Raw genomic sequence first — 20,969 nt, forward strand, 5'->3', positions numbered from 1 at the left:
GTGAACGACGGGGCGACGGCAAAGGTGTCGGTAGACGAGAAGCGCGGCAAGCGCCCGAAGTCGGCCACGATCAAGGATGTCGCCGCCGAAGCCGGCGTCTCTCTGCAAACCGTTTCCCGCGTGATCAACAAGGGACCGAACGTACGACCTGCCATCGTCGAGCGCGTCAACGCAGCGATCGAAAAGCTCGGCTACGTCCCCAGCCTCGCCGCAAGGCGCATGGCCGGCAAGCGGTCTTACCTATTGCTCGCGCTGAACGACCGCGATCGTACCATCGAAGGCTGGCGGTCCGGCGACGGTACCGACTGGGTCGACCAGATGCTTCTCGGCGGCATGCTGGAATGCGCGAAGCACGGCTATCGCATGATCTTCGAGCTGGTCGACACGCACAGTTCGAACGTGGAACGCGAGCTGACGTCGGCCCTGGGGGCCATCCACCCGGACGGTGTGATCCTGACGCCCCCGCACGGCGATAACCCGATCATTCGCCACCTCCTGACCGAAAAGCACATCCCCTTCGCGCGGATCGGATCGGCTGGACCAGGGCCGGGGTTCGCCATCGCCATGGACGACGCGGCTGCAGCGGCTGCCGCCGTGAACCATCTGGTGGCGCTTGGTCATCGACGCATCGCTTACATCACCGGGAGCGATGAGTACGCGCTTAGCGCTGCCCGTCTGAAGGGATATCGTGACGCCATGGCCAAAGCCGGCTTGGGTGCTGACGATTCCCTCGTCGCAAGGGGCGACTTCACGTACCAGTCGGGCATCGAATCGGCGCAACGCCTGCTGGCACTGGCGGACCGCCCGACCGCAATAGTCGCCAGCGGCGATCAAATGTCCTTGGCTGCTCTCGAAGTCGCCAATTCCGAGGGCTTTTCGGTTCCCGACGACCTTTCGATCGTCAGCTTCGACAATACGCCCATCGTGAAGTTCAGCGCGCCCTCGTTCACTGCTATTCGCCAGCCGATCTCGGAGATGACGGCGCGTGCGGCGCAGCTCCTGATCAACGGCGGCAAGACCGACCGCGAGTCCGGCCCAGACATCCTGCCCTTCGATCTCATCGTGCGCGGCTCGACCGCGCCGCCACCGCAACGTGCTTGACCGGCGGCGGACATTCCTCATCCTGTTCGCGCTGGCGAACGCTGGAGGCGTGGTCGCTTATGCGCCGCTGCTGACGTTGATCTTCCCTGCGCGGATCTGGGCCATCGCCGGCGATTCCGCCATTCAATGGCTGAGCGCCGCAACCTTCGCGGGCGCGATCGCTGCGAGTATCGGCAACGTCGCCTTCGGCTGGGCAAGCGACCTGGTGGGCACTCGCCGAATCTGGGCAGCCGCGGGCCTCTGCCTCACGATCGTCAGCTATGTCCTAATGTATTTCGCATCGTCGCTTTTCGAAATCGTGAGCGCGATCGTCTTCTACCAATTGGCGCTCAACATGCTGCTGTCGCCGCTGACTGCCTGGGCGGCGGACGTCGTGCCTGACGAGGAGAAGGGCTTCCTCGGCGGCTGGCTTGCGGCCGGACCTCCGATCGGCGCCATTGCCGGCGTGCTGGCGACGCAATTCGCCGGGGAGCGCGTGCAGTTCAGCATTCTCTGCCTGCTGATCGTCTCCCTGACGATGCCGCTACTTCTTCTGCGGCGCGTACCGGCGGTAGAGCCGTCCGCGCCGGTTCGACAGGACCGGGCAAGGCAGCTGAAGGTCGATTTCGCACTGCTTTGGATCGCGCGACTTATCGTCCAGGTCGCAGGGGCGGTGCTGTTCGCTTTCCTGCTGTTCTTTTTCAGGAGCCTGCCCAGTCCGATCGCGCAATCGGATGTCGCGGTCCTGTCGGCGACGACGCTCAGCATCGCCTTTCCTTTGACCATCGGGCTCGGAAGGCTTTCGGACCGGATTGGGCCGCGCAAGCCTTTCCTCGTAGCAACCGTGCTCTTGGCTGCCGCAGGTCTCATGATCATGGCGATGCAGACCGAGACGCGCACGGCCATGCTGGGCTACGCGATCTTCGAGTGCAGCGTCGGCATTTTCCTCGCGTTGCACAACGCCTACGCCATGCAGGTGCTGCCTTCGCCGGTCCGACGCGGCCGGGACATGGGCATCCTCAACCTGACGAATACATTCCCCGCGCTCATCGCGCCCGTGCTGACGATCCTAGTCATTCCCGGCCACGGCTTCGGAATGCTGTTCGTCGTCCTCGCCGTGCTCATGGCGCTTGCTGCCTTGTGCCTGCTGATGGTGCGCGGCGATGCTAGGTTCGACATGCGGTCCGGGCAGCCGATCACCGCCGCATGATGTTCACCAACAGTGTCGATCCGCCTTGGCAGATGTTAGCGCTCACATTAGGGATTGAGGTATGAGTACGATCGAGCGAGCGCGGGTTGTCATTACGTGCCCCGGCCGCAACTTCGTTACGCTCATCATCGAAACCAGCGACGGCGTTCGCGGCGTCGGCGACGCGACGCTGAACGGCCGCGAACTGGCCGTGGCATCCTATCTACAGGACCATGTCATCCCATGCCTGATCGGCCGCGATCCGCATCGCATCGAGGACATCTGGCAGTTCCTCTATCGCGGCGCGTACTGGCGACGCGGACCGGTCACCATGTCCGCCATCGCCGCGGTCGACATGGCTCTATGGGACATCAAGGGGAAGGTCGCCGGGCTGCCGCTTTATCAGCTGCTCGGTGGGGCCTCACGGCAGGGCGTGATGGTCTACGGCCATGCGAACGGAAGCACGGTTGCTGAAACCGTCGAAGCGGCGCTCGAATATAAGACGCAAGGCTACAAGGCGATCCGATTGCAGAGCGGCGTGCCGGGACTCGCCTCGACCTACGGGGTTTCGAAGGATCGCTACTTCTATGAGCCAGCGGATGCCGATCTTCCGACCGAGAATGTTTGGTCGACCGAGAAGTATCTCCGCTCGGTGCCGGACCTGTTCGCCGCTGCCCGCGACGCGCTCAGCTGGGACGTGCATCTGCTGCACGACGTGCATCACCGCCTGACGCCGATCGAAGCTGCCCGGCTCGGCAAGGACCTCGAGCCGTATCGCCCATTCTGGATGGAAGACGCGGTCGTTGCCGACAATCAGGAGAGTTTCCGGCTCGTCAGGCAGCACACGACGACACCGCTCGCGGTCGGAGAGATCTTCAACAGCATCTGGGACGCGAAGCTGCTGATCCAGGAGCAGCTGATCGACTACATCCGCGCGACGGCGGTGCACGCCGGCGGGATCACGCACCTTCGCCGGATCGCAGCCTTCGCAGACATGTTCAACGTCCGCACCGGCTGCCACGGCGCCACCGACCTGTCGCCCATCTCGATGGCCGCCGCGCTGCACTTCGACCTGTCGGTCCCGAACTTCGGCATCCAGGAATATATGCGGCACACGGAAGAGACGGACGCAGTCTTTCCGCACGCCTACACGTTCGCGAATGGCGCCATGCATCCGGGCGAGGCACTAGGTCTTGGCGTGGACGTGAACGAAGAACTCGCCGCTCGCTACGAATACAAGCGCGCCTACCTTCCAGTGAATCGGCTGGAAGACGGGACGATGTACAATTGGTGAGCCGGAAGCTCACTCTTCATCCGGACCGGCTGTTCCCGGCCGAGGAGCGCACGCGGTCAATTGCGCGGGGCCTCTACCAAAGCGTTCGAGATATCCCGATCGTCAGTCCGCACGGGCACACGGATCCGGCGTGGTTCGCAACGAACGAACCATTCGCGAACCCGGCCGAGCTGCTGATCATTCCCGACCATTATTTGCTGCGGATGCTCTACAGCCAAGGCGTTCCGCTCGAGCACCTCGGCGTTCCACCCGCGCAGCCCGATCGGCGAGAAGCCTGGCGCTGCTTCGCCGAGAACTACCAGCTCTTTCGGGGCACTCCGTCGCGCATGTGGCTCGACTGGGTCTTCGCTGAGATCTTCGGCCTCGACGTACGTTTGTCGGCAGAGACCGCCGATCTTTATTACGACACGATCGACGCAGCGCTGCGTACGGCGGAGTTCCGGCCGCGCGCCCTGTTCGACCGCTTCAAGATCGAGGTGCTGGCGACCACCGAGAGTCCGCTGGATACCCTCGAACAGCACCGCGCCATTCGCGAGTCAGGGTGGAAGGGCCGGGTGATCACGGCCTATCGCCCGGACCCGGTGATAGATCCGGAATATCCGGGCTTTGCAGATAATCTCAGAGAATTCGGTGAACTCACCGGCGAGGACGTCTCCACCCACGCCGGCTACCTTCGCGCTCACGAGGGCCGCCGCGCTTTCTTCCGAGAGGCGGGCGCGACTTCCACGGATCACGGTCATCCAACGCCTTTTACGGCGGACTTGCCGCGCGAGCAGGCCGAGGCGCTCTACGCGAAGATATTCGGCGGCGGTTTTGCGGCCGCCGATGCCGAGCTCTTCCGCGGACAAATGCTGACCGAGATGGCGCGGATGAGCGTGGAGGATGGCATGGTCATGCAGATCCATCCGGGCGTGTATCGCAGCCACAATCCGCAGCTGCTCGACCGCTTCGGACGCGACAAGGGCGCGGACATTCCAGTCGCAACCGAATATGTGCGCAACCTCAAGCCGTTGCTCGACCGCTTCGGGAATGACGCGCGGCTCACGGTCATTCTGTTTACGCCCGACGAAACGACCTACTCGCGCGAACTTGCGCCGCTGGCGGGTCACTACCCGGCGCTTCGGCTGGGTCCCCCCTGGTGGTTCCACGACAGTCCCGAAGGGATGCGCCGTTTTCGCGAACAGGCGACCGAAACCGCGGGTTTCTACAATACGGTCGGCTTCATCGATGACACGCGCGCGTTCCTGTCCATCCCGGCGCGCCACGACATGGCTCGGCGGATGGACTGCGGTTTCTTGGCGCGCATGGTGGCCGAACATCGTCTGGATGAAGACGAAGCGTATGAAGTCGCACACCAACTGGCGTACGATCTCGTGAAGGCGGCATTCAAGCTATGAGGCCGCGGCTTTCAAACGCGACGCTGGCCGACCTCCCGACGAACGTGCGGAGGCCGCAATACGACCGTAGCGCGCTCAAGACCGGCGTATTTCATATCGGGCTCGGCGCCTTTCATCGCGCGCATCAGGCGCCCTTGTTCCAGGCGCTGGCGGAACAGGGCGATCTCCGGTGGGGCGTCATCGGCGCATCCCTCCAATCGCCTTCAGTGAGAGACATTCTTGCGCCGCAGAACTTCCTGTACACGCTGGCAATCGATGACGGCGATGTTCGCGACATCAGCGTCATCGATGTGATGCGCGGCGCCTTGGTAGCGCCGGAAGACCCTTCGCGTCTCGTCCCCGGCATCGCTTCTTCTGTAGTGAAGATCGTGACGGTGACAGTCACGGAAAAAGGCTACAAGCTCGACGCCTCCGGAGCGCTTGCCGTGAACGACAATGCAGTCGCTTCGGACATGGCAAGCCTCGATGCACCGACGACCATGCCGGGCATTCTCGCTGCAGGCTTGCTGGAGCGCCGCCGCCGGGGACTTCCGCCTCTTACGATCATCTCGTGCGACAATATCGCGGCTAACGGTCCCAAGCTTCGGTCGAGTGTGACGCAGATTGCTGGTGCGCACGACCGGTCAGGTGCTGACTGGATCAGGCAAAATTGCGCCTTCCCCGCAACCATGGTCGATCGGATCGTTCCCGCGACGCACGAGGCGGACATCGAGGCCATCTCCGCGCATATCGGCGCGACCGATTGCGCGACGGTGCGTACGGAGCCCTTCTCTCAATGGGTGATAGAGAACCGCTTCGCGGGCGAGCGGCCGGATTTTGAAGCAGCCGGCGCGCAGATCGCCAACGATATCGCGCCCTGGGAACAGGCCAAGCTTCGACTGCTGAACGGCGCGCACTCGACCATGGCTTACGTTGGTGTTCTCGCCAGCATCACGACGGTGGATCGCTTCGTCGCGCAGCCGTGGGGAAGGGGGCTTGTAGAACGGCTTTGGGATGAAGTCAGTCCCACGCTGAGCACGTCTCCTGGCCTGGATATCGGTCAGTACCGACGAACACTCATGAAGCGGTTCGGGAACTCGGCGCTCGGCCATCGGCTGCAGCAGATCGCCATGGACGGTTCGCAGAAGCTTCCGCAGCGCCTGGTCGGTCCGGCGCTCGAGCTCATTGATCGTGGCCGCCCTTACGCGACCGTCGCGTTTGCGATCGCTGCCTGGATCCGGTGCCAATCTGGGCGAAGCGACTGCGGAGGACACTTCAGGGTCGAGGATCCCTTGGCGTCCACAACGGCTCGGCTCTCCGTCTCTATAACCGATCCTAAGGAACTTGCCGCAGCAATGCTCGGACTGGAGGCCATCTTCCCTCCGCGGTTGGCACGTGACGATGCCTTCGTCTCGCAGGTCGCAAGCCATCTCGACGCCTTCCAGCGGCTGGGCGCGAAGGCGGCAACCGAACGCTTCCTAGGGGCTGGTCGATGAGTGTGGACCAGCCTGGCTCGATCCTTTGCTTCGGAGAGGTTCTCCTCCGCCTGAGCGCAGAACGCGGTACAAAGCTTGTCAACGCACAAAGGTTTGATGCCCACATTGGCGGGTCTGAGGCGAATGTCGGTGCTCTGCTTGCCCAACTCGGTCACTCGGTGCAGATGGTCACGGTTTTGGCCCGCTCGTCGCTCGGCCATCAGTGCGAAGCCGAGCTTCGCCGCGTCGGTATTGGTACCTCGCATTCCGTTCGCGCCGAAGGGCGTCAGGGGCTTTACTTCCTCGAAGGTGGAGGCGCTGCGGGGCGGATCATCTACGACCGCGGGGGGTCTGCCTTCGCGCAGAATGCCAATCTCCTCGACTGGTCGGCGCTGGTCGGACACGCGAGCTGGTTTCATCTGTCAGGCATCGATCTGGCACTCGGCGACATTGCAGCGGAGGCCGCGCTAGATGCCGTCAAGACCATGGCAAGTGCGGGCGTCGCCATATCGTTCGACGTCAATCACCGCGCCTCGCTTTGGGAGGGCCGTTCCAAATCCGAACTCGCTCGGGTCCGGGACGTCATGGCTCTGACGGACTATTTGTTCGCAAGCCCGCGCGACCTGGCGCGCACGCTCGGCTGCGAGATCGCTCAAGCGACCCAATCGGCGTTCGGCACGTTCGACCGGCTCACGCTGATCGCCTCGACCCAGCGCCTCTTGCAGCAGCAGCGCCTGTCGGTGCGGATCGCGACGCGTGAGCAGGCGCACGAGACGAACGGCGCATCCCTCGGTTGTGTCGTCGATCGCATCGGGTCCGGCGACGCGTTCGCGGGGGCAGTCATTGATGGAATCCTGCGAGGCGCTTCGCTCGAGGAATGCGCCAACTTCGGGCTGGCCGCAGCCATATCGAAGCACGGGATCGCTGGCGACCGCTGGATCGGCACGCGGGAAGAGCTGGAATCCTTCAATCCCTTCTCGCCGGGCGACGTTCGGCGATGAAGGGGGTTCGCGCGAGTTCCGCTGCCTCGATCGGCGAGATCATGCGGGTTTCGCCCGTCATTCCGGTCCTGACGTTGCATGATCCGAGTGGAGCACGCGGGATCGCGGAGGCCCTGGTTGCAGGCGGACTGCGCGTTCTGGAAGTCACACTGCGCACGCCCGCGGCGCTCAAGATCATTGAGGGTCTGCGCGGCGTCGACGGCGCGATCGTCGGTGCCGGCACGGTGCTGAACGCGAGCCAGCTCGATGACGCGATTTCGGCAGGTGCCGAATTCGCGGTCTCTCCCGGACTGACAGAGCCGCTTACTTTAAGAGCCGTGGCTCGACGCATCCCGTTCCTGCCCGGCGTCGCCACGGCCGGTGACATCATGCGCGGGCTCGACCTGGGGCTCAGCCATTTCAAATTCTTCCCTGCGGAGACTTCGGGTGGCATCCCCACGCTGAAGGCGCTGTCGGCGCCTTTCGCCAACGTCCGCTTCTGTCCAACCGGCGGGGTCAGCGAGGCGACCGGACCTTCATGGCTCGCGCTTCCTCAGGTGCTTTGCGTCGGCGGCAGCTGGCTCGTTCCAAGCGGCCCGCCGGATCTCAATTCCATCGAGGCAGCGGCACGGCGCGCTGCGTCATTCAAACCAAATTCGGGAGGGGCAGCATGAGAGGCATCAAGGGACTGTGTGCGGGCCTTCTACTGAGCGCCATGGCCGTAGCGCCGGCGACCGCGGCGCCTTCCGTGAACTCGGTCGCATTCCAGAGCCTCGTTCCCGAAGGCAGCACACCGACCATTATCGCCAACGGGCTGAAATGGTCTGAAGGTCCGGTCTGGATCCCGGAAGACGGCGGCTACCTGCTCTTCAGCGACGTCCCCAACAATCGCATTCACCGCTGGTCGGCGGATGGGGGCCAGACGCTGTTCCTGGAGCCGTCCGGCGGCAGCGAGACGAAGGGCTTCCGCGAACCCGGATCGAACGGGCTGAAGCGCGGACCGGCAGGCTTCATCATCCTGGCCGATCAGGGCAATCGCGGTGTCGCCCTCTTAAACCTGAAGACGCACGCCAAGCGCATCCTCGCCGAGCGATACGCGGGCAAGCGGCTCAACAGCCCGAATGATGTCGCCGCGGGCCCGGACGGCGCGATCTGGTTCACCGATCCGCCTTACGGCCTTGAAGGCCTCGACGCCTCGCCGCTCAAGGAGCAGCGCTTCAACGGCGTTTATCGCCTCGACCGCAACGGACGGGTGACGCTGATCGTTTCCCGCCTGACTTTCCCGAACGGACTGGCCTTCTCACGGGACGGCCGGACCCTCTACGTCTCCAGCTCGGACCCGGAAAAAGCCGTCATCATGGCGTACAAGCTCGGGACCGGCGGCAAGATCTTGTCGCGTCGGCTGTTCGCCGATTTCACTGCCCAAGCCAAGGCCGGGAAGCCCGGCCTCCCCGACGGAATGACGGTCGACGAGCGGGGCAATCTCTGGGCGACCGGACCGGGCGGCGTGCACGTACTCAGCCCCTCGGGGCGCGAGATCGGCCTGATCGGTCACGACAAGGCGATCTCCAACTGCACGTTCGGCGGCGCGGACGGACGCACGCTCTTTATGACCGCGTCCGACCAGGTGCTTTCACTGCGGACCAATGTTCACGGAGCGCCGGTGAGGATGCCGGCAATCCCCGGCAGGAGGACCAAGCCATGACGATGGATGTTTCCCGGCGCGGATTGATCGGAGCGGGCGTCGGCGCGGCGCTGCTGCCCTCGGTCGCAAAGGCCCAGGCGATGACCGGCAAGGCCACGGTCGGCGTCGCGGTCGTCGGCCTCGGCAAGCTGTCGCTCAACCAGATCATCCCGGGTTTTCGCAATTGCCGCAGTGCGCGGCTCGCCGCGGTGGTGAGTGGCCATCCCGAAAAGGCGCATCGCATCGCGGAAGAGCAGAAGCTCTCGCCGCGCTCCGTATACACCTATGCCGACTACGACAGGATCGCGTCGGATCCGAACATCGACGTCGTTTACATCGTGCTGCCGAACTTCATGCACGCCGAATATACGATCCGCGCGCTGAAGGCCGGCAAGCACGTCCTGTGCGAAAAGCCGATGGCCACGACCATCGGCGATGCCGAGCGGATGATTGCTGCCGCCCGGACCGCGAACCGGCACTTGATGATCGCCTACCGCTGTCATTACGAGCCGCTCAATCTCGCGGGGATGCGGCTGCTGCGGTCGGGAGAGCTCGGAAAGACGCGCGTCGTCTCCACGGTCATGGGCCGCCAGGCCGACCCGTCCGACCCGTCGGATGCCTGGCGGCTCGACATGATGAAGTCGGGCGGAGCGCTGACCGACATGGGGATCTACGGCGTGAATGGCGCCCGCTATCTGCTCAACGAGGAGCCGACCGAGATTCAGGCCTGGTCGCAGACCGACAAATCGGACCCGCGCTTCCGCGACGTGGTCGACCTTTACTCCTGGCAGGCCCGCTTCCCGTCGGGTGCGATCGCGACCGGATCGACCTCGTTCAACTATGCCGCGACCATGTCGTGGGAGGTGCAGAGCGAAAACGGGAAGATCACCGCCGATCCGGGCTGCTTCTACAGCGGCAATCGCCTGACGCTCGGCGGTACCAAGGTCGCCACGCCGGAAATCCGCGAGATCGACCAGTTCGCACGCGAGATGGACTGGATAGCGGACGTCGTGCGCGGGAAGGCGCCGATGGTCTCGACCGCCGAGGAAGGCCTGCAAGACATGCGGCTGATGATGGCGATCATGGAGTCGGCAGCGAAGGGCGGCGCCAGCGTCGCAACCAACTACGGCTTCCGGCGGCCCGTGGATCCGGCTGCGGTGGTGGATCTGCCGAAGGCATAGGCTTCGACAAAGGGGAGAGAGATGCGTTCAACACGAGCCTTGTTGCTTGGCGCCGCTGCGGTGCTCTTTGCAGCGCCAGCGTCGGCCGACAGCTTGGACGACCTCATCGCCAAGATGACGTTGGAGGAGAAGGCGGCCCAGCTCCAGGATAGCGCGCCTGCCATCCCTCGCCTGGGCCTTCCTGCCTACAGCTATTGGAACGAGGCACTTCACGGCGTTGCGCGATCCGGCGAGGCGACCGTCTTCCCGCAGGCTATCGGCATGGCCGCGACCTGGGACAAGTCGCTGATCCTTGCCGAGGGCAAGACGATCGCGATCGAAGCTCGCGCCAAGTACAATCAGGCGCAGAAGGAGGGGAACAGCGGGCGCTATTTCGGGCTCAATTTCTGGTCGCCGAACATCAACATCTTCCGCGATCCGCGCTGGGGCCGCGGGCAGGAAACACTGGGTGAGGATCCTTTCCTGACAGGAACGCTTGCGACGCAGTTCATCCGCGGCATCCAGGGCGACGATCCGAACTTCCTCAGCGCGGCAGCAACGGCGAAGCATCTCGCCGTTCACAGCGGCCCGGAGTCCGACCGCCATCAGTTCAATGTGAATCCTTCTCGTCAGGATCTTTCCGAGACGTACCTACCGGCATTCCGGCGGGCGGTGATCGACGGCAAGGCCGAGATCGTCATGTGCGCCTACAACGCGGTCGATGGGAAGCCCGCCTGCGCCAACGATCAACTCGTAAACGGCACGCTGCGGAGGGATTGGGGTTTCGCGGGCCACGTGACGTCCGATTGCGGCGCAATCGACGACATCACGACCGGCCACAAATTCACCAAGAACAATGTCGAGGCGACGGCTGTCGCGGTGAAGGCCGGCACCGACATGAACTGCGGCTTCAAGAACGAATACCTCGACCTGCCGAAGGCGGTCGCAGCGGGGCTGATCGACGAGAAGGAGATAGACGCATCGCTGAAGAGACTGTTCGGGACCCGCGCGAAGCTCGGCATCCTTCCGACGTCGACGAAGACGCCCTGGTCGAACCTCCCCTATTCGGCGAACCATTCGCCGGAGCATCGGGAATTGGCGTTGCGTGCGGCGCGCGAAGCGATCGTTCTCCTGAAGAACGACGGCATTCTTCCACTCTCACCGGGCAAGAAGGTGGCTGTGGTCGGGCCGACGGCTGCATCACTGATCGCACTGGAGGGCAATTACAACGGCACGCCTGTAGGCGCAGTCCTTCCCGTGGATGGGATCACAGCGACTTATGGCGCGCAGCGCGTGCGTTACGCCCAGGGGTCGCCGTTCGTGAGCGAGCTGCCGCTGCCCGTGTCGCGCACCGCACTCGGCGAGGGCGTTACCGCGACCTTCTACAAGGGCACCGAACTGGCCGGAACGCCCGTTGCGACGCAGCGCTACCGCGACTTCGACGTGAACTGGAACTGGATCTCGCCGACGGCAAGCGTGAACCCGAACGACTTCTCGGTACGATTTACCGGCACGATCAAGGTTCCCGAGCCCGGTACGTACCGCTTTCAGCTTGAGCGCCGCCGCTGCGACGCGAATGCCCAGGTGGAGCGCTACACGATCCGCATCGAAGGCGCCGACCCGCTGACCGTCGAGGAGAAGTGCAGCGCTCGCGATGCGGGCGGCTCCGCCAATGCGGTGTCGGTGAAGTTCGACGATGCTCGCCCCCGGCCGTTCACGGTCGAATATGCGCACCGGCATGCTGGGCACGGGTATGCGCCGGCGCTCACGTTCGTCTGGCAAACACCCGACGGAGCGCTGCAACGCGAGGCGATTCGCACCGCTGGGGGGGCTGACGTCGTCCTGGCGTTCGTGGGCCTAAGCGCCTGGCTCGAAGGCGAGGAAATGGACGTGAAAGTCCCGGGCTTCACCGGCGGCGATCGCACGGACATTCGCCTACCCGCCGCGCAGCGCGAACTGCTGGCAGCGCTCGAAGCCACCGGCAAGCCGGTCGTCATCGTTCTCCAGGCCGGATCGGCCGTCTCGCTGGGCGACGAGGGCAAGAAGGCCCGCGCCATCGTCAACGCCTGGTACGGTGGTGAGCAGGGCGGCCGCGCCATCGCCGACGTGCTCAGCGGCAAGTACAACCCCGCGGGCCGGCTCCCGATCACCATCTACGAAGGTAGCGAGCGACTTCCCGACTTTGCCGACTATTCGATGCGCGGCCGGACTTATCGCTACTTCACGGGCAAGCCCGAGTACCCCTTTGGTTACGGGCTGAGCTACACGGGCTTCGGCTATTCCGATGCGAAGGTCGACGCGGGTTCATTGGCGGCAGGGAAGGGCCAACGCGTATCTGTCCGGGTGCGCAACGACGGCAAGCTCGACGGCGACGAAGTCGTCCAGCTCTACATATCGACGCCAGATCGACGCGACGTTCCGCTGCGGTCTCTGAGGGGCTTCGAACGTGTGCGTCTCGCTCCCGGTGAATCGCGAACGATCGAGTTCAACCTCGATCCGCGCGACCTCGCCTTCGCCGACGCCGACGGAGTGATGCGGATCAAGCCGGGTAGCTACTCGCTCTGGATCGGCGGCGGTCAGCCCGGCACCGCGGCGCCGGGTGCAGCGGTTTCCTTCCGGATGACCGGCGAGACCGCGCTGAAGCCCTAGGCCAGCGTCGCTGGTGCGAACTTGGTGACCGGCGCGTAGCGCGGGTTGATGAGGTGCACGACCAGCAGGGCGATCAGATAGGCTGAGCCGGCGATGATGAAGATCGGCGTGTAGCTTCCGAACGTCTCCAGCACCCAGCCGGCATATTTCGCCATCAGCATGCCGCCGAGCGCACCCGCGAACCCGCCAAGGCCGACGACGGATCCGACCGCCCAGCGCGGGAAAAGGTCCGCCGGCATTGAGAAGAGGTTGGCGGAGAAGCCCTGGTGACCCGCGCAGGCGAGCCCAATCAGAAGCACGGCCATCCACACCGATGGGACCGAAACCGCGAACGCGACCGGTACGACGATCAGCGCGCAGGCGAGCATCGCCAGCTTCCGCGACCGGCCGAGGTCGGTGCCCTTGCCGAGAAGGCGCGAGCTGTACCAGCCGCCGAGGATCGAACCCACGTCGGCGAGGACATAGATCGCCACCAGGGGAGGGCCAAACGACTTGAGGTCGAGCCCGTGCCTTTTGTGGAAGAAGTCGGGCAGCCAGAACAGGAAGGTCCACCAGATGGGGTCGATCAGGAAGCGCCCGCTCATGTAGGCCCAGGCCTGACGCGTGGTGAGCAGGCGCCGCCAAGCGACGGGTTTCTGCGGCTCGACCTTGTCGGACTCGATGTACGCGAGCTCGGCCTGGGTGATGTTCGGATGATCGCGCGGCTTGCGGTAGAAGAGGAACCAGGCGGCGATCCAGACAAGGTTGATCAAGCCGGTAACGACGAACGCCGACTGCCAGCCCATCGCCAATGCAAGTGCAGGGACGATCATCGGTGTGAGGATCGCGCCCAGGTTAGCGCCGGCATTGAAGATGCCGATCGCCAATGCGCGCTCCCGCCGCGGAAACCATTCCGAAGCTGCGGCAAGCGCGGCCGGATAGGTGCCGGACTCTCCGAGCGCGAGGACAACGCGGGCGATCGCGAAACCGCGCGTCGAGGTGAAGAAGGCGTGGGCGATGTGCGCCGCCGTCCACACGCCCATGGCCAGCAAGTAACCGGCTCTCGCACCGATCCGGTCGATGAGGCGGCCGAAGAAGAGGAAGCCGATGCCGTACGCCGCTTGGAACCAGAAGACGACGTCGCCGTATCCACTTTCGGACCAGCCGTAGAGTTCCTGCAGCGTCGGCTTGAGGACGCTGAGAACGAGCCGGTCGATGTAGCTGAGAACGACCGCCGCGAAGAGCAGCCCGCAAATGACCCATCGCAAGCGCGCACCGCGCCCGGGAGGGGCGGCCGGCTGCGCAGGCGAGGCGGTCGTCACCGACGAATTGCAGTCATGGTAGCGGTAACACAGCGGTTGTTGGGCGCTTGGTCAAGCCAGTGCGCCGATACGTTTTACAAGCTCGTCGGGAGCTCGGCCTTGAAGAGGTCTGTGGTACGCTCGATCGCCGCGATTCCGCGCTGTCCGCCTTGCCGGTCGAGCTGGACGATCAGGTCGACGACCGAACGGACGTAGGCGATCGTATCGAGGCGGGAGAGGCCGAGGCCGGTCTGCATCACCATCAGCGAAAGCTGCTCCAGCGCGCCCCGCGGCGAGTTGGCGTGGATGGTGCTGAACGAGCCCGGATGACCCGTGTTGATCGCGCGCAGGAAGCTCACGGCCTCGCCGCCGCGCAGCTCGCCAAGCACGATCCGGTCGGGACGAAGCCTAAGGGCCGCCTGAAGCAGATCGTCGGTGCTGACGCGCGCCTCGCCCGTCTCGCCCTTCACCGCGATCAGGCCGACACCGTTGCGGTTGCTGAGGCGGATTTCCGGCGTGTCCTCGACCAGGATCAGCCGCTCGTGTTCCGGGATCTCGCGCAGCAGCGCGTTGAGGAACGTCGTCTTGCCGCTCGAAGTGCCGCCGGAGATCAGGATCGTCGCCCCGCCGCGCACCGACTTCTTCAGGAAGGTGATGTCGTCCATGCCGGGCTCGCGCTCGTGCCACGACTTGGTCGTGCTGCTGGAGCCCTCACGCTGATAGGCGGTCAAAGGAACATCCAGCAGCCGGTGCCGCCGGATCGACAGCGCGTAATGTCGACGTGTCGCGGGCGGGCTGACGATCTGGATACGCTCGCCGGTTGGCAGCGTGGCCGACAGCAATGGGCGCTCGCGATTGATGCCCTGGTGGCTGAACCGCGCGACCTGGGCAGCGAGACGGCCGAGCAGCACGTCGTCGATCTCCGGGGCGTCGTGCCTCGTCATCCCGAACGTACCCGCGCTCTCGGTCCATACCTCGCCGGGTGCGTTGACCAGGATCTCGGTGACGTTCTCGTCCGCCAGCCACTGCTGGAATGGCGCGAGGTAGGCGGAAAGATAGACGCCGAGGCGGGCTACCTCCGCCGGTGCATTCATCGACGCGCCCCCGAGACGACCGAGAAGTCGAGGTCTTTCGCCGTGAACACGCGGATCGGCTGACCCTGGCGGACCTTGATGGTCGGCGGAATGGTGCCGTTCTGCTGTGCGGCAATCGAGGCTGCGCTCTGGCCGCCCGACATGACGAGCGCCGTTCCCCCGCTTCCAACGGTCGAGGCCGCGCCGACGACGGACAGCAGCAGTGCCGAACCGAAGCGCTTCATGAAGTGGCTGTCGACCTTGCCGGTCAGACCGGTCTGGCCCGCCTCGTCCACCGCGGGAGAGGCGAGAGCGACGGACACTCCGTCCGGACGGATCAGGCGCGTCCACAGGATGTACGCGCGGGTCTGGCCGGCGGAGACGCCGCTCTTGTACTGGCCGATCAGTCGCGACGAGCGCGGGACCAGCACGCGGGCGCCGTCGAAGCTCTTCACGTCGCTGCTGACGACGGCGCGGACGTAGCCGGGCAGGTCGCTGTTGATCCCCGTTTCGAGGACGGCCGGGATCAGCGTTCCCTGCGAGACCGTGAAGCCCGGAGCCTTCATCCGCGTCGCGGCGGCGACCTCGGGACCTGCTGACCCGACGCGCGCTGCGAACGCCTCGTCGCCCGAAAGGTTTGCTCCGATGGCCGAAGGATTGGATGCCGAAGCGCCATTGTCGACGACGAGCGTCGGCGAATTCTGCGGGGCTGCTCCAGCGTTCGGCAGGATCGGGACCGCTGCTGCCGGTTCGCTGGGGGGCAGCGGTGACGTGGCGGCACCAGTCGCGGGAAGTGCGCCCGGGATCTGCGTCATCGCTTCGGGAGGAAGCGCCACCGGTGCCGGCTTCGCTGACGGAAGCGCCACTTCAGTGGCGGGCTTCGGCGCCGGGTGACGGACTTCGCTGCCGCCGGACATCGACCAGAAGGTAATGCCGCCGAGCATGATCGCACCGGCAACGCCGGCCACCATGCCCATGCCGTCCTTGCGCGCGGCGCGCTGCGCAACGACCGGGAAGGCGTTGCGCTGTGCAAGCGCGAGAGCCTGCGGTTCGATCTCGAGCCGCGGGTCGGACTGGAACTGTTGCTGCTCCTTCTCAAGCAGCATGAGCGAATTCTTCATTTAGCGCTCCGCAACCCGCATGGCCTGCACGGGCTTCTTCTTGTTCACGAGCACGGCCGTGCGCTTGCCCAGCCGCATGACGAGTTCGTGGGGGACGTGGTCGAGAACGATGAAGCTGCCGACCTGTGTGGCGTTGGCGGGAAGCTCCTCGCCTTTCTCGTCGCGCGTGAACAGCGCCGGCATCGGCTTTCCTGCGGTCCACTGGAGGTACAGGCGGTAACCGTCGTCGTAGCTGCGCGCCGGAAGAAGGTCCTTCTTGCCCTTGCCCTTCCAGGCATAGTTGGCCTGGGTCGCGGGCGCGGTGGGCGTTGCTGCGGCCGTTGCCGTCGCCGGACCATCGTTCAGAAGCTTCGGGTACGGGACTTTCTGCGGCTGGCGCGGCTGATCGTAGGTGAAGCGCAGGTTGTAGAGCGCCGTGCTGCTGCCCGGAGCAACGCTGAGGTCGAACAGGTAGAGCCGCTGGTCGGTGACCACGGTCATGTTCGTCTTCGCATGCGCCTCGAGCGGCTTCAGGAACAGCAGGTTGGCGCGCTTGTTGGGCGTGACCTGCCAGGCACTGGAATCGCCGACGGCGACATTCTCGATCTGCTCGCCGGGACCGAACTCGATCATCGACTGATAGCCGAGGCGGCCCTGGACCTGGACGACCTTGTCCGGCTCGAAATTGACGGTTCTTAGCCGCGGGTCGGCGGCGTGAGCGGAGGTGGCGAAAAGTACCGCTGCAAGAACGGCTGCGGGGATTCTCATGAACTTGTCCTCTGGGGCTGAAGACGTGGACGATAATGGCGGCTGAGGCTGCCAAGGCGGGGGTCGGAACGCGATGCCGCGGCTGCCGGTAGGGCTTCGACGTTCGAAGGCGTCGGGCCGTAAAGCGGATAGGTCGGAGCGGGGCTGCGCTCGGCGATCATCGCCGAATTGCCTGCCGCGGCCGTGACGATCGAGCTGACGCGCGGATCGCGGCTGGTGCTCGTCGGAGCCGGCCCCTGCAGCGCAAGCGGCGCGGTCTGCATCTCGGATGCGCCACCCGCTGTGACCATCGACGTCGAACGCTCGCGCCGATTGCCGAAGGGCAGGCGCCATCCGGCGACCATCGTGCCGGCGATCTTCAGCGTGATGATCATCAGCACGCAGTAGACCGCGGACGCCAGGAACAGGGTCGTCGTCAGGCGAAGCGGCACTTGGCTGCCGGCCGCCTGAAGCGAATCCAGCATGGGCGACAGCAAGGCGATCGTCCCGCCGCCGATGAGAACTGCGAGAAGGGGCGTCAGCGCGAAAAGGACCGCTGCCTTTAACCAGCCCTCGAACAGCCCGCGCGTGCCTTCAAACAGGCCGAAGATGATGAACACGGGGCCGAGCGCCAGCATGGCCGCAAGCGCAATGCGAGCCACGAGGAGCACGCCGACGGTGCCAAGCAGGAGGAGCAAAGCGGACAGCCACAGCAGGTCAGGGCCAGAAGCGAGCGAACCGGAATCCTTGAGACCGGCCGTTGCCGCTTCCGTTGCAGCGGCAGCTTGCGCGACGACGCCGAAAATCATGTCGAGCTTGTCGGCGAACAGCTCGGTCGCGCTTCCTTGCGCGCCGATCAGCAGGCTCGCAATCTGGTCGGGCGCTCCGACCAGCAGGTTCCAGATCACGGATTGGTAGGCGATCCACGATGTCGCGAAAGTTAGCGCCACGCCCAGAGTCATCATGCGCGGCGTCAGGCTGGAAAGCGACAGTGAGGCGCGGCCGGTCAGCAGGCCGATCGCATACCAAGCAATGTACAGAGTGAGGGCCGCGGTCAGCGCCTGGCCCAGCACCGCATCGGTTCCGAACAGGCGGGCGAAGGCGAACGATGCCGCCTCGCCGCTCATGCAGTCGACGACGCGCAGCGCCTCGGCGATGCCTGAGGGACCGCCGTCACCGAAGGTGGGGCAAGTGCTCACTCAGCGGCCTCGAGGTACATGACGTCGCCGTCTGAATCGCCGCCCGGCCAGCCGGCGCGGGTGAGCAGCGGATACCAATGCACCGGATTGTCGCCGACGCTCTGACGGATCGCGTCGAGGCGGCGAACGCTCGCCTCGCGGCCGGACAGGATCATCAGCAGCTCCGGCATGCCGGACAGGTCGAGGCGGACCACCACGCTGTGATTGGCATGACGGATCAGGAAGCAACGGCTGTGCGCGGGCAAAGAGCGGATCAGCTCCAGTTCGTGCGCGGACAGACCGAAGCCAGCGCAATAATCTTCAGCCTTCGCCTTCGCGTTCGGCATGAAGATCATCGTCGCGGTCTGCTCGACCAGCGCGGCCGAGATCTGGCTGTCCAGCGCGTCGCGAGCCGACTGCGTCGCGAACCCTACGATTGCGTTGCGCTTACGAAGCGTCTTCAGCCAGTCGCGGATGCGCGCGGCGAACACCGGATCGTCGAGAGCCTTCCAGCCTTCGTCGATGAGGACCTGCGTCGGCTCGCCATCCAGCCGCTCGTCGATGCGGTGGAACAGGTACATCATCGCCGGCGTGCGCAGGCGCGGGCTGTCGAGCAGCGCCGTCATGTCGAAGCCCAGGATCCGCGAGCTGAGGTCGAGCTTGTCGTCCTCATTGTCGAACATCCATGCGTGCTCGCCCTCGTGGATCCACGGTTCGAGCCGCGCCGCGAGGTCGCCCGCTTCCGGGCGGCGGCGCCCGCCGAGCAGCTCTTGGAAGTAGCGCAGGCGGCGGAATGACGGATCATGGTCGAAGCAGGCGTCGACCGCCGAAGCGATCGCGGCAAGTTCTTCGGGGCCCTCTGCGGTCAGCAGGATTCCGAGCCAGTCGCGGATAAACGCCTTGTTCTCCGGCGTGTTCGGCATGCTAAGCGGGTTAAAGCCGGTGGCCTCGCCCGGACGAAGCACAGAATAATGTCCGCCGGCCGCACGAAGGAAGAGCTCCGCACCGCGATCCTTGTCGAAGAAGATCGTGCGCGGTCCGAACTTCTGCGCCTGCGCGGCGAGGAAGTTGAGCACGACGGTCTTGCCCGAGCCCGACGGTCCGATGATCGAGAAGTGGCCGAGGTCGCCCTCGTGGAAGTTGAAGAAGTAGGGCGTCGAGCTGGTCGTCTCGAGAACGGTGACGGCGTCACCCCAGTGATTGCCCGTCGGCTTGCCGACCGGAAAACCGTGGAGGGAAATGAAGCCAGCGGCGTTCGTCGATGAGATCAGGGCGCGGCGGACGAGGTACGACTCATTGCCCGGGAACTGACCCCAGAAGAGCGGCTCCAGGTTGACGTCCTCGCGAACGGCGATGGCGCCGATATCGGCGACCGCGGCGGCCGCCGTCGCCATCGCCTTGTCGAGCGATGGCAGATCGGGTCCGCGCACCAGCAGGCTGAAGTGGTGATCGCCGAAGCCCGTCTGGCCGGCGCCGAGCGCGTCACGCGCCGTCAGCATTTCGCGACGCTCCGTGCCGCTGTCTTCCTCGCTCGCCTTCTGGCGGCGAAGGGCGAGGTCGATCCGCTCACGCGCGATCTGACGGTCGGCCGGCGCGAACGTCTCGGTCAGGACGAGCTCGCAAGGCAGGCGAAGGATGTCGTCGATCAGGCCCGGACGCGTTTCGCCCGGATATTCCTTGATCGACAGCATCGCCCCGAAGCTGCGGTTGCCCGCGCCCGCAAGCTCGATCGCGTCAAGGCCGAAGCTGACGCGGCGATAGGGCAGATGATGGCCCAGGTCGGTTTCTGCGGCTGGCAGAACGACCGGGCGCATCTCGCCGTTGTAGATGCTCGACAGGAATTCCAGCGGCTCCGAATAAGTGCCGCTTTCCTCGCGATAGCAGGACAGCAGGCGAGCCCCGTACGGCTCCAGTCCGGCAAGGAGTGAGGCAGTGGCAGCGTCGAGCTCACGGATCGCGCCGGGCTCGTCGTCGGTCTTGCGGCCGAACTTGCGCTGCAGACGCTCCGGCAAGCCCGTCTTGCCGCGCGCCGGACGGCGGACGATCGTCAGGAACTGCTCGTTGACGAACAGCTGGCGCTCGGCGAGGCGCTCGTCCCACTTGCGGCCGATCGCAGTGCAGAACGGGGATTCGAACTCGCCGCCCGAAGCGACGGTCACGCGGCGGCGAACGACGTGATGGTAGAGCACGAAGCGCGCATCGAGCACGCTGCGTAGAAGGACCTCGCGCACGGTCTGCGCGTGATCGAGCTGATCGGACTCCTGGGTCTCGAACTCCATGCCGCCGATGTGCAGCGTGCGCATCACTGCGCCGTCGCGAAGGCGGATGGTCGATGGATCGATGTGGCGATCGAAGGGAAGGCGGTCGCCCGCCTTGACTTCCTTCTTCATCCACTGTGCGGCGCCGGTCCACTTCATCGGCGTCTCCTCAAGGCGAATAGCTGTTGCAGCCCCAGCGCTTCCAGTTGGAAACTCGGGGGCAGCGGCTGACCTTGGTCAGCCACAAGTCGAAAATGCGCGGTTCGCGAAGGCACAGGAAATAACCGACGGCGTGAATGATCAGCGCCGCCGGAAGCGCCAGGAACGACCGCGTAAGCAGGAAAATCTCCGTCGTGAGCGCAGCGTTGATCACGAAGAAGTTGAACGTGACCCCCGCGAACATCTGGGGGCGGGTCAAGGCGCGAAAGAGCGGCGCGCGCACTTCG

17 protein-coding genes are annotated in these 20,969 nt (G+C 65.0%); 10 read left to right on the forward strand and 7 right to left on the reverse strand.

What is annotated here, in order from left to right; translation table 11 throughout:
* The 10 genes from LZ016_RS14890 (at window position 1) to LZ016_RS14935 (ending at window position 12,887) form a co-directional block, all read left to right on the forward strand.
* Window positions 1–1,101 (forward strand): LacI family DNA-binding transcriptional regulator, encoded by a 1,101-nt coding sequence (locus LZ016_RS14890; RefSeq protein WP_241448253.1) that lies wholly within the window; start codon window positions 1–3, stop codon window positions 1,099–1,101.
* A complete protein-coding gene (locus LZ016_RS14895) occupies window positions 1,094–2,290 on the forward strand; it encodes an MFS transporter (protein ID WP_241448254.1) in 1,197 nt (398 codons plus the stop codon). Before LZ016_RS14890 ends, LZ016_RS14895 begins: the two co-directional genes overlap by 8 nt.
* A 61-nt stretch (window positions 2,291–2,351) precedes the next feature.
* Window positions 2,352–3,563, forward strand: a complete 1,212-nt coding sequence (gene manD, locus LZ016_RS14900; RefSeq protein WP_241448255.1) for a D-mannonate dehydratase ManD — start codon at window positions 2,352–2,354, stop codon at window positions 3,561–3,563.
* Window positions 3,560–4,960: a glucuronate isomerase gene (gene uxaC, locus LZ016_RS14905; protein ID WP_241448256.1), complete on the forward strand. Its 1,401-nt coding sequence runs from the start codon at window positions 3,560–3,562 to the stop codon at window positions 4,958–4,960. Before manD ends, uxaC begins: the two co-directional genes overlap by 4 nt.
* Complete coding sequence (locus tag LZ016_RS14910) at window positions 4,957–6,435, forward strand: mannitol dehydrogenase family protein (RefSeq protein ID WP_241448257.1); 1,479 nt, start codon at window positions 4,957–4,959, stop codon at window positions 6,433–6,435. Before uxaC ends, LZ016_RS14910 begins: the two co-directional genes overlap by 4 nt.
* A complete protein-coding gene (locus LZ016_RS14915; RefSeq protein WP_241448258.1) occupies window positions 6,432–7,415 on the forward strand; it encodes a sugar kinase in 984 nt (327 codons plus the stop codon). Before LZ016_RS14910 ends, LZ016_RS14915 begins: the two co-directional genes overlap by 4 nt.
* On the forward strand, window positions 7,412–8,068 hold the full coding sequence (gene eda / locus LZ016_RS14920; RefSeq protein ID WP_241448259.1) for a bifunctional 4-hydroxy-2-oxoglutarate aldolase/2-dehydro-3-deoxy-phosphogluconate aldolase: 657 nt from the start codon (window positions 7,412–7,414) through the stop codon (window positions 8,066–8,068). The genes LZ016_RS14915 and eda overlap by 4 nt, the downstream gene beginning before the upstream one ends.
* Window positions 8,065–9,099: an SMP-30/gluconolactonase/LRE family protein gene (locus LZ016_RS14925; RefSeq protein ID WP_241448260.1), complete on the forward strand. Its 1,035-nt coding sequence runs from the start codon at window positions 8,065–8,067 to the stop codon at window positions 9,097–9,099. Before eda ends, LZ016_RS14925 begins: the two co-directional genes overlap by 4 nt.
* Entirely contained in the window at window positions 9,096–10,259 is a 1,164-nt protein-coding gene (locus LZ016_RS14930; RefSeq protein WP_241448261.1) for a Gfo/Idh/MocA family protein, read from the forward strand. The genes LZ016_RS14925 and LZ016_RS14930 overlap by 4 nt, the downstream gene beginning before the upstream one ends.
* Before the next feature lie 21 nt (window positions 10,260–10,280).
* A complete protein-coding gene (locus LZ016_RS14935) occupies window positions 10,281–12,887 on the forward strand; it encodes a glycoside hydrolase family 3 C-terminal domain-containing protein (protein ID WP_241448262.1) in 2,607 nt (868 codons plus the stop codon).
* On the opposite strand, the gene LZ016_RS14940 is transcribed toward LZ016_RS14935, so the two are convergent.
* From LZ016_RS14940 to LZ016_RS14970, 7 genes are all read right to left on the reverse strand, one after another.
* Window positions 12,884–14,134, reverse strand: coding sequence for an MFS transporter (locus LZ016_RS14940; RefSeq protein WP_241448263.1), 1,251 nt, complete (start codon window positions 14,132–14,134; stop codon window positions 12,884–12,886). The two genes, LZ016_RS14935 and LZ016_RS14940, sit on opposite strands and share 4 nt — an antisense overlap.
* A gap of 128 nt (window positions 14,135–14,262) precedes the next feature.
* On the reverse strand, window positions 14,263–15,261 hold the full coding sequence (gene virB11, locus LZ016_RS14945; protein ID WP_241448264.1) for a P-type DNA transfer ATPase VirB11: 999 nt from the start codon (window positions 15,259–15,261) through the stop codon (window positions 14,263–14,265).
* Window positions 15,258–16,361, reverse strand: a complete 1,104-nt coding sequence (locus LZ016_RS14950; RefSeq protein WP_241448265.1) for a TrbI/VirB10 family protein — start codon at window positions 16,359–16,361, stop codon at window positions 15,258–15,260. Before LZ016_RS14950 ends, virB11 begins: the two co-directional genes overlap by 4 nt.
* Window positions 16,362–17,108 carry a TrbG/VirB9 family P-type conjugative transfer protein gene (locus LZ016_RS14955; protein ID WP_241448266.1) on the reverse strand — a complete coding sequence of 249 codons (747 nt, stop codon included), beginning with the start codon at window positions 17,106–17,108 and terminating at the stop codon, window positions 16,362–16,364.
* Window positions 17,105–18,286, reverse strand: coding sequence for a TrbL/VirB6 family protein (locus LZ016_RS14960; RefSeq protein ID WP_241448267.1), 1,182 nt, complete (start codon window positions 18,284–18,286; stop codon window positions 17,105–17,107). The genes LZ016_RS14955 and LZ016_RS14960 overlap by 4 nt, the downstream gene beginning before the upstream one ends.
* Complete coding sequence (locus LZ016_RS14965) at window positions 18,283–20,682, reverse strand: VirB4 family type IV secretion/conjugal transfer ATPase (RefSeq protein ID WP_241448268.1); 2,400 nt, start codon at window positions 20,680–20,682, stop codon at window positions 18,283–18,285. The genes LZ016_RS14960 and LZ016_RS14965 overlap by 4 nt, the downstream gene beginning before the upstream one ends.
* Window positions 20,683–20,692: 10 nt before the next feature.
* Window positions 20,693–20,965 carry a VirB3 family type IV secretion system protein gene (locus LZ016_RS14970; RefSeq protein WP_366512935.1) on the reverse strand — a complete coding sequence of 91 codons (273 nt, stop codon included), beginning with the start codon at window positions 20,963–20,965 and terminating at the stop codon, window positions 20,693–20,695.
* Window positions 20,966–20,969: the final 4 nt, after the last annotated feature.

Source organism: Sphingomonas telluris (assembly GCF_022568775.1).
GTDB lineage: Bacteria > Pseudomonadota > Alphaproteobacteria > Sphingomonadales > Sphingomonadaceae > Sphingomicrobium > Sphingomicrobium telluris.